We start from the raw sequence: 7,617 nt of genomic DNA, 5'->3' as shown, positions 1-7,617 counted from the left end.
TTTATCAATCATTATTGGAAAGTATCAAGGAAAAGGATTTTAAGGCATTCGAAAATATATTGTCGACAGTTAACTTAAACACAGTTTCTCGCTATATGAGGACAAGCGTAAAAACACTAAAAAAACACTTACCTTTTATAGAGAATAGTCTATCATATCCATACAGTAATGGGCGAATTGAAGGTATTAATAATAAAATCAAAGTATTAAATCGAGTTGCATACGGCTATCGAAACTTTAATAACTTTAAAAGTAGAATTATGCTTCATTTCAAGTTAAAAGCAATTGTAAGCCAACAAAAAGGATCTGTTTATCCTGCCGCTTAAGTGGCAGGATAAACAGATCCCGAATCATTAATATTTTAGCGACCTTAATTCAGCCACCAACACTATTTGACAAAGAGCCCAAAAAAATAGATAGATCCCATCTGCTCGGAATCTATCTTAAATCTTTTTGTACATATTTTAATGTGATAGAGATACCACCTTTTCATATTGGTGTGTACCAACATATTTCACCAAGTCAATAACTCGTTTGGAATAACCCCATTCATTGTCATACCACGCTAGTACTTTTATTTTATTTCCTTCCATCACAATTGTCGATAAACCATCAATTACTGCTGAATACGCAGTCGTCGTGTAATCTATCGAAACAAGTGGCGCTTCACTATAATGTAGGATGTGTTTCATTTCATTGCGAGCTACTTTCCTAAATGCTACATTCACATCATCAACTGTTACAGATTCGCTTACATCGACAACGAGATCGACAAGTGACACATTTGGTGTTGGTACACGTAATGCCATTCCATGTAATTTTCCTTGTAAATGCGGCAGTACTTCTCCTAATGCCTTTGCAGCTCCGGTTGAAGTTGGAATAATTGATTGTGTACAGCCTCTTGCCCTTCGTAAATCTTTATGTGGATTATCTAGATTTTTTTGGTCATTTGTAAAAGCATGTACGGTCGTCATGAGACCATTAACGACACCGAAGTGATCATCTAACACTTTCACTACTGGTGCTAAACAATTCGTTGTACAAGATGCATTCGATATCACTGTATCTGTTTCTACATACGTATGCTCATTAACCCCCATCACAATTGTCCTATCCACATTTTTCCCTGGAGCTGTAAGCACCACTTTTTTCGCTCCGGCATCAATGTGTAAACTTGCTTTTTCTTTTGAATTAAATACACCTGTCGCTTCGATTACAATATCAATTTGGTGTTTTTTCCACGGAAGTTCTTCGGGATTTCGCGAATTAACAATTAAGACGTGTTTACCATCTACTTCAAGTCCATCAGCAAGCGCTTTCACTTCTCCATCAAAAATACCATGGACACTGTCATACTTTATTAAATGTGCTAAAGTCTCCGTTGGATAACTGGCATTAATTGCAACAATATCCAATTGATCATCTTTTATTGCTTGACGAAAAACCATTCTTCCGATTCGACCAAATCCATTAATCGCAACACGAGTTTTATTCAATTTCAATCCCCCTATATGTGCCATACTCTTTAATTATATTTCTTATAATAGTATAACATATATAAGTGAAAAGTGTGATAGGATTTTGTCAGATTTATAAACTTTGGTCAAATTGAATAGACAGTAGCATAAAACAATCCCAAAAAGAAACGTATTTCTTCTGGGATTGTTAAAATATCTATAGTATAGACCAAGATTGCAATATTTCTTTAAACTGCGTAAATGATTCCTGTTTTGTTCCATTATTGTTAATGACTGCATCTGCTAATTCCACTTTTTCCTTTACAGGAATTTGGGAGTGAATCCGCTGCCTGGCTTCTTGTTCTGTTGACTGATCACGTTCCATTAACCTTTGCAATTGCACATCTTCATCAACATAGACAACTATTATCTTTTCCACAAGATGGGTTAACTTACTTTCAAATAATAATGGAATATCCAATACAACTGCACGCTCTCCTTGTAAAACAAAGCCATCGCGCTGTTGTAACATTTTATTACGAATAGCCGGATGCATAATCGCATTTAATTCTTCACGTTTTGTTTCACTTGTAAAAATAACTTCACCTAATTTTTTTCGATTCAATGTACCATCATCGAACAAGATTTCACGGCCAAATTTCTCTACTACTTCTCGCCATGCCGGCATCCCTGGTTTTACTACATCTCGGGAAATTTCATCTGCATCAATAACAGGAATTCCCATTTCTTTAAACATTTGAGATACAGTACTTTTACCACTGGCAATACTCCCTGTTAATCCTATTACAAGTGTCATAATGACGACTCCTTTGAAAAAGTTGTTCTAAATATTTACCTTTTAATTGAAATAGTCTGTTGTATTTTTATTTTAAGTTTTGACAATGTGGGCAAATATGTGTACCACGACCAGCAACTTTTGTCTTTTCGATTATGTGACCACAGCGTTGACAAGCTTTATTTTCCTGACCATACACAAATAACTTCTGCTGAAACATTCCCATATCACCTTGGCTATTTACATAGGAACGAATTGTTGTACCACCTTGTTTCACAGCTTCTTCAAGCGTAGCAATTGCTTCTTGACGAATTCTATCTGCTTCAATTCGAGTTAAAGTATTTGCTCTTCTTTCAGGATGTATTCCCGCTCGAAAAAGTGTTTCATCTACATATATATTTCCTAAACCAGCCACAATGGTTTGATCCAACAAAACCGCTTTTATCATCCGACTCGTCTTTTGGAGACGTCCATAAAAGTAATCCACCGTAAAAGGTTTATCAAAGGGGTCTGACCCCAATTGATTCAGTGGTTTAACTTTAAATTCTTCTCCTTTAGTAAATAAGTGCATGGTACCGAATTTCCTTACGTCGTTATAACGTAGTTCTTCACCATTTGTGAACGTAAAAATGACATGTGTATGTTTTTTTACTGGATCTTCTTTTGGATAAACATGATATTTTCCTTCCATCCGTAGGTGAGAAACAAGTGTATAATCATCCAATTGGAATAATAAAAACTTCCCTCTTCTATCGATATCATAAATGGTTTGTCCGACTAATAGATGTTTAAATTTCTCTACATCATCCGGATGCTTAATTATTTTTGGCCAATAAACGGAAACCTTATCAATTTTTTTATTGATTACAAATCGTTTTAATGTTTGTCTAATCGTTTCAACTTCTGGTAATTCTGGCATGCTTTATCGCTTCCCCTTATTTTGCATCATACCAGCTTTTTCCATAGGCATACTCGACCTTTAATGGCACAAGTAATTCCACTGTATTTTCCATACATTCTGGTACAATTTGTTTCAATTTTTCTATTTCCTCTTTAGGCGCCTCTAAAATAAGTTCATCATGGACTTGTAATAGAATACGCGCTTGCATTTTTTCCTGTTTCAATCGTGCATCTAAATCAATCATCGCTTGTTTAATTATATCTGCAGCACTACCTTGGATTGGTGTATTCATCGCTGTTCTTTCCGCAAAACTTCTTCTGTTAAAGTTTCGACTCGTAATTTCTGGTAAATATCTTCTTCGATGCATGAGCGTCGTCACATACCCTTTTTGTTTTGCATCCATCACAATTTCATCCATATATTCTTTCACACCTGGATAACTAGCAAAATAACGCTCAATAAACTGTTTTGCTTCCTTTCGTGTAATGCCTAAGTTCTGCGATAATCCATAATCACTAATCCCGTATACAATTCCAAAATTTACGGCTTTTGCTTGTCTACGCATATTACCATCGACCTGATCGGCATCAACATGGAAGACATCCATTGCTGTTTGTGTATGAATATCTTTTTCATGCTTAAAAGCATCGATTAGCTTTTCGTCTTTAGCAATATGTGCTAAAACACGTAATTCGATTTGCGAATAATCCGCTGCAAACATAATCCATTCTTTTTCTGACGGCACAAAAGCCTGTCTAATTTTACGTCCTTCTTCTAAACGTATTGGGATATTTTGCAAATTCGGATCGACAGAGCTTAATCTTCCTGTTTGCGTCAATGCTTGATTGTAGCGCGTGTGAATTTTATTTGTGTCTTTATTGACTACTTTTAATAATCCTTCAATATAAGTAGACTGCAATTTACCTAATTGACGATACAGTAATATCTTTGGAATTATCTCATGTTCATGTTCCAACTGTTCTAACACATCTGCTGCAGTCGAATATCCTGTTTTTGTCTTTTTAATGACAGGTAACTGTAATTTTTCAAACAGAATCGGACCAAGTTGTTTTGGTGAGTTCAAATTAAATTCTTCACCTGCAAGTTCATACACTTCTTTTTCAATGACAGCAAGGCGTTCTTTTAATTCTACCCCCATATCTTCCAGGCGTTTTATATCAACTAAAACACCAGTATGTTCCATTTCAGCTAATATAAGTGCAAGTGGTAACTCAAGTTCCGTTAACAAATTATATTGTTCATTTTCCCTTAGTTCTTTCTCCATTAATTCTTCTAACGCAAATAAAGCCGTGGTTTTACGAACAATATGTTCTGCTAAAACGTTCTGTTCCGGCACTTTTAATTTTGCACCTTTACCGTATACCTCTTCATCATATAAAACATGTGCTTGATCCATTCGTTCCGCAATGGCGGGAATACTATGTTGATCATCTGGATTTAATACATAAGACGCTAATAATAGATCAAATACAATTCCCCTTAGTTGGATACCTCGATTTAATAACGCAGTCTCAATTAGTTTTGCATCAAAGACAACTTTCTCTTTCGTTGCATTTTCTGCCCAGTCTTTAAAAATTTCTGATTCAACTGCAATATCTGTCGGAACAAAGAACTTCCCTTTGTTATTCACAATGCCAATCCCTACAATTGGAGCTTGATGATAATTTTCCTGGATCATTTCAACTGTAATAGCATCGTGGTCGGTGAAAATATCTTCAGAAAGGTTGGTAATCATTTCAAATTCTATTTCTTCGAGTGGTTCTTCCTCCATCGCTTCAATTGCATCATCACTCACTCTATTTAATAAAGATTGAAAGCCTAGATCCTTAAACAGTGTGATAACTGCTCGCTCATCGAACCCATCAAAAGCCAATTCATCTAATTTCACTTCTACCGGAGACTCACAATGAATCGTAGCAAGTTCCTTACTCATGAATGCATCATCACGAAAGTTTGTTAAGTTTTCCTTCATCTTCTTCCCGCTAATTTCATCGAGATGTTCATAGACGTTTTCGAGTGTGTCATATTGCTTCAATAGTTTTGTCGCTGTTTTCTCACCAATACCAGGAACTCCAGGTATGTTATCGGAGTTATCTCCCATGAGTGCTTTTAAATCAATGATTTGATCCGGCGTTAATTCCATTTTATCTTTCATATAAGCTGGGGTATATGCCTCAATTTCACTAATTCCTTTTCGTGTTAGCTGTAATGTGACGTGATCAGATACAAGTTGTAATAAATCCTTATCTCCAGATATGATTGTGACATCATATTCATCCTTTTTCGCTTTTGTTGCAAGTGTTCCAATAATATCATCTGCTTCGTATTGTTCAAGTTCATAATGTTTTATTTGATACGCATCTAGTAATTCACGCATAAGCGGAAACTGCTCTGATAATTCTGGTGGTGTCTTTTGCCGTCCACCTTTATAGTCTCCATACGTTTTATGGCGAAATGTCGTTTTTCCTGCATCAAAAGCAACTAACATATGGGTCGGTTTCTGTTCTTCAAGTATTCGCAGTAACATCGTCGTAAATCCATATACCGCATTTGTATACACACCTTTATCATTGTTTAACAAAGGCAATGCAAAAAATGCACGGTAAAGTATGCTATTCCCGTCGATTAGCACTAATTTTTTAGCCAATCAAATTCCTCCTCTATTACAATCCAATATCATTATTTTACCATTGTTCATTGGAATCTAAAAGTGAAGCAGTATATAGTCGACATGGAAGATAGATTTTCCCCTTGTAATGAAGTTAAAACGTAGGAGGAAAATAAAAAAACACTATATGCCACAGGTTGACATGTAGTGTTTTTACTTTTCGAATAAATTTTCTTCATCAACTTTTATTATTTTAAATCTCTAATGGACTTAAATAATAATGGTAAAATCGACATAATGATTATCCCTAGACCAGTTATTTGAATAACCTTGGATACATTTGTGGTTTCAATAAGTAAACCAAAAATCCAATAGCCCACAGGGAGAAGTACAAGACCGCCAAACATGTCGAGGCTCGTTATTCTTCCTAACTTTTCGTTATCAACAAGATCTTGTAACAGACTTTCCCAAACAATAATGAATGTGGTCATTAAGAACCCGATAATAGTTGTGAAAAATAGCGTAATCAATAATGAACTTGTTAACGCAAGAAAAAGAATGGATAGCCCTGTTGCTCCAATTAATGAATAGTACAGAATTCCTCTCGGTGGTAATTTTTCTTGTCTCCCCATCCAGAAAGCACTTAGTAAAGCACCGATAGCCATGGATGATAATGTAAATCCGTATGCTTCTGCGCCTGAAATACCAGAAGAACTAAAAGTATCTTTAATATAAATAGGTAAGGCAATCACATCAAATGAAGCAATAAAAATATTAATAATCGATGATACAACAATGCCAATTAATAACCAGTTGGTTGTTTGAACCGTTTTAAACCCTTCCAGTAAGTCTTTCCAATAGCTCTGTCTTTTGGACTCTTTTTCACTAGATTCATTGATTTTCTTATATAAATGGATGGTTGACAGAAATAAAGCAGAAAAGAAAAATGTAAATGTAGTAATACCAAATACAATGAACAATCCAACTGCAGTAATCAGGAAGCCACCTACAACTGGCGCAAGCATCTGACTGACTTGTCTTGAAATAGCTCTAAGAGAATTTGCATTGACCAATTGTCTCTTTTCAACAAGTTGCGGAATAATCCCCCTTGTTGTTGGTCGCGAAAATGTACTGACCATCCCCAAAGAGGCAGTTAGTGCATATATATGCAGAACATTTAGTTGATCAAAAAACAGGAGCAGACAAATTGTGAAGACAACTCCAGATTTAATCAAATCCGATATAACTAATGTATACTTACGGTTCCATCTATCAGTAAAAACACCACCAAATAATAAAACGATTATTTGGGGGGCGATATAAAAGGTATTGGCCAGGCTTAACTCAGCTGCTCCACCATTAATATAGAAGACTAAAAAAGGTAGGGCGGCTTGATACATGGAAGAACCAAAGACGGAAACAGACTGTCCCAACCAAAACTTAAAAAAGCTTCGGTTGGACAGTGTATTAAAAAGTTTTGCCTTTGAAAATTTTTTAAGCATTATTTAAAAGCCTGTAACCTTCCATATGATACCTGAAGCCATTGAGCAAATATACATTTCTGATCCATCCTTATTAAATCTTAAACAAGACGGCATTGTTAAACCTTGAATAACAGGTATTTCAAATCGATAATCTTTTTGTATGTTGGGGTCAATTGCAACAATAGTTCCTTTATGTGGTTCTCCTTCTGTTATATCTTTAATAGTCCCTGATGTGTGTTCCGATACAATCAATCGACCATTGGTGGTCCATTCCATATGTGTAGGAGTTCTTAGGTTGTAAGCATGAATATCAATACTAAGATTCGTACGACTCTGTACTTTTTTCAACA

General features: G+C 35.5%; 7 protein-coding genes. 1 reads left to right on the top strand and 6 read right to left on the bottom strand.

The features are described 5' to 3' along the window. Positions 1–326: transposase (locus tag ACFFIS_RS14430; protein WP_390188117.1), on the top strand; the 326-nt coding region annotated here is incomplete at its 5' end. A 138-nt stretch (positions 327–464) separates the two neighbouring features. Here ACFFIS_RS14430 and ACFFIS_RS14425 read toward each other — a convergent pair. The 6 genes from ACFFIS_RS14425 to ACFFIS_RS14400 all read right to left on the bottom strand — a co-directional run bounded on the left by ACFFIS_RS14425 (position 465) and on the right by ACFFIS_RS14400 (position 7,615). Continuing rightward, entirely contained in the window at positions 465–1,496 is a 1,032-nt protein-coding gene (locus ACFFIS_RS14425; RefSeq protein WP_320379359.1) for a glyceraldehyde-3-phosphate dehydrogenase, read from the bottom strand. A gap of 178 nt (positions 1,497–1,674) precedes the next feature. Continuing rightward, the gene (gene coaE, locus ACFFIS_RS14420; RefSeq protein ID WP_390188115.1) at positions 1,675–2,274 is read right to left on the bottom strand and encodes a dephospho-CoA kinase; all 600 of its coding nucleotides are present in this window, start codon (positions 2,272–2,274) and stop codon (positions 1,675–1,677) included. Positions 2,275–2,341: 67 nt separating this feature from the next. Further along, entirely contained in the window at positions 2,342–3,172 is an 831-nt protein-coding gene (gene mutM, locus ACFFIS_RS14415; RefSeq protein WP_320379361.1) for a DNA-formamidopyrimidine glycosylase, read from the bottom strand. Positions 3,173–3,188: 16 nt separating this feature from the next. Next, on the bottom strand, positions 3,189–5,822 hold the full coding sequence (gene polA, locus ACFFIS_RS14410) for a DNA polymerase I (protein ID WP_390188113.1): 2,634 nt from the start codon (positions 5,820–5,822) through the stop codon (positions 3,189–3,191). A 209-nt stretch (positions 5,823–6,031) separates the two neighbouring features. Continuing rightward, positions 6,032–7,285: an MFS transporter gene (locus ACFFIS_RS14405; RefSeq protein ID WP_320379362.1), complete on the bottom strand. Its 1,254-nt coding sequence runs from the start codon at positions 7,283–7,285 to the stop codon at positions 6,032–6,034. A 3-nt stretch (positions 7,286–7,288) separates the two neighbouring features. After that, positions 7,289–7,615 (bottom strand): SMP-30/gluconolactonase/LRE family protein, encoded by a 327-nt coding sequence (locus ACFFIS_RS14400; protein ID WP_390188112.1) that lies wholly within the window; start codon positions 7,613–7,615, stop codon positions 7,289–7,291. Positions 7,616–7,617: the final 2 nt, after the last annotated feature.

The sequence above is a fragment of the Paracerasibacillus soli genome (assembly GCF_042432965.1).
Taxonomy (GTDB): Bacteria; Bacillota; Bacilli; order Bacillales; family Amphibacillaceae; genus Paracerasibacillus; species Paracerasibacillus soli.
The sequence above is the reverse complement of the archived record's forward strand: the minus strand, read 5'-3'. Positions and strand labels throughout refer to the sequence as shown.

Coding starts and splice junctions, on each gene's coding strand:
- ACFFIS_RS14405 (WP_320379362.1), bottom strand. CDS start 7,285: ATGCTTAAAAAATTTTCAAAGGCAAAACTTTTTAATACACTGTCCAAC.
- mutM (WP_320379361.1), bottom strand. CDS start 3,172: ATGCCAGAATTACCAGAAGTTGAAACGATTAGACAAACATTAAAACGA.
- coaE (WP_390188115.1), bottom strand. CDS start 2,274: ATGACACTTGTAATAGGATTAACAGGGAGTATTGCCAGTGGTAAAAGT.